This is a genomic window from Caballeronia glebae (assembly GCF_001545035.1).
GTDB classification, from domain to species: domain Bacteria; phylum Pseudomonadota; class Gammaproteobacteria; order Burkholderiales; family Burkholderiaceae; genus Caballeronia; species Caballeronia glebae.
The window spans coordinates 1-1339 of record NZ_FCOJ02000169.1; the positions used below are offsets into that span (position 1 = coordinate 1).

The 1339-nt window shown below is 58.3% G+C and carries 1 protein-coding gene; it reads right to left on the minus strand.

The annotated features are described in order from the left end of the window. Positions 1-151: 151 nt before the first annotated feature. Complete coding sequence (locus AWB82_RS36645) at positions 152-1252, minus strand: IS5 family transposase (RefSeq protein ID WP_086974109.1); 1101 nt, start codon at positions 1250-1252, stop codon at positions 152-154. Between the last annotated feature and the right edge of the window lie 87 nt (positions 1253-1339).

Below are 1339 nucleotides of genomic sequence, written 5' to 3' on the forward strand. Positions count from 1 at the left end.
CAGGCCGCTGAAATACACTCGAGTTGAAGCGGCCTCGCTCCAATCACAAGGCTTTCGCCGCGAGGTTTTCGCATTGTGCAAGCCCAATGCAATTCAACGTCCTTTTTGAGCGCTTTGAGCCGAATTTCTGGTTTCATTTTCGCGTTTACCGTCACGATGGACGGATTTGTGCCAAGGATCGCAAGCGCACAAGGTTATAGGCGGCCATGTTCAACACGAACATCTGGTCCACCTTCTTCAACCCGCGCACCATCGCCTGGCGCATGCGCCCCACGGTCTTCGCCCAGCCGAAGCCTTGTTCGATCAGCTTGCGCTTTTGTTGAGAAATGGCGTAGCCCACGCTCGAGGCAATCGAGTCAGCTACCGCCGAACGCCGTCCCGAGGTATTTTGCGCGACGTGCGGTGTGACCTTCATCTCGTGGCAGGCCTCGATGAATTCCTGTGCGTCGTAACCCTTGTCCGCGCCTAGCGTGATCTCTGCGCTCGCATCCTGTACTGCTTGCCGCGCGTCGTTGATCATGATCTTGGCCGCTTCACGCTCGGCATGCCCATCAGCGTATGTGACACGCGCGTTGACCACCAAGCCATGCCGGTTATCGGTCAGCGTATGGCCCATGTACCGCAATTCGCTGGCCGTCTTGCCTTTGCGATAGAGCCGCGCATCAGGATCAGTCTTGGACTGATGCGTCTCGTTGCTGCGCTTGCTGCCTTTGAAGTCGCCTGCGCTGCCGCCATCGTTGTCCTGATCGCCTCCGTCCTTGCGCACGAAGCTCTTGTGCCCCGCCCACGCCTGGATCAGTGTGCCGTCCACACTGAAGTGCTCGCCCGAGAGCAGATCCTTCTTCTCGGCGAGGGCCACCACTTCGTTGAAGAATTCGACGATTGCATGGTGCTTGATCAATCGCTCGCGATTCTTCGTGAAGACCGTGGGCACCCACACCTCGTCATCCATTGCCAGGCCGATGAACCAGCGAAAAAGCAGGTTATATTGAACCTGCTCCATCAGTTGCCGCTCCGAGCGGACGCTGTAGAGGATCTGGATCAGCATGGCTCGCAGCAACTTCTCGGGCGCGATGCTCGGCCGCCCGCCCTTCGTGTGCGCTTCATACATCCCGGCGAACAGTCGATCCATCTTCGCCAGCGCTTCGTTCGCCATCACGCGGATCGACCGCAACGGATGCGACTTCGGGACGAAGTCGTCGAGCTTTCGCAGGGAAAACAGACTCTCGGTGAACGTGTCGGCGCCGCGCATGGTCTTCAGTGGGCAAGTGATGGGCCTAATATCAACGCATCAGCGCACTTCCGCGATGACATGAACCGTCGGTACTTCAGCAACCTG

What these genes read in the sequence shown, in the direction of transcription:
- AWB82_RS36645 (WP_086974109.1), bottom strand. Translation starts at nt 1,252, where the DNA reads ATGCGCGGCGCCGACACGTTCACCGAGAGTCTGTTTTCCCTGCGAAAG.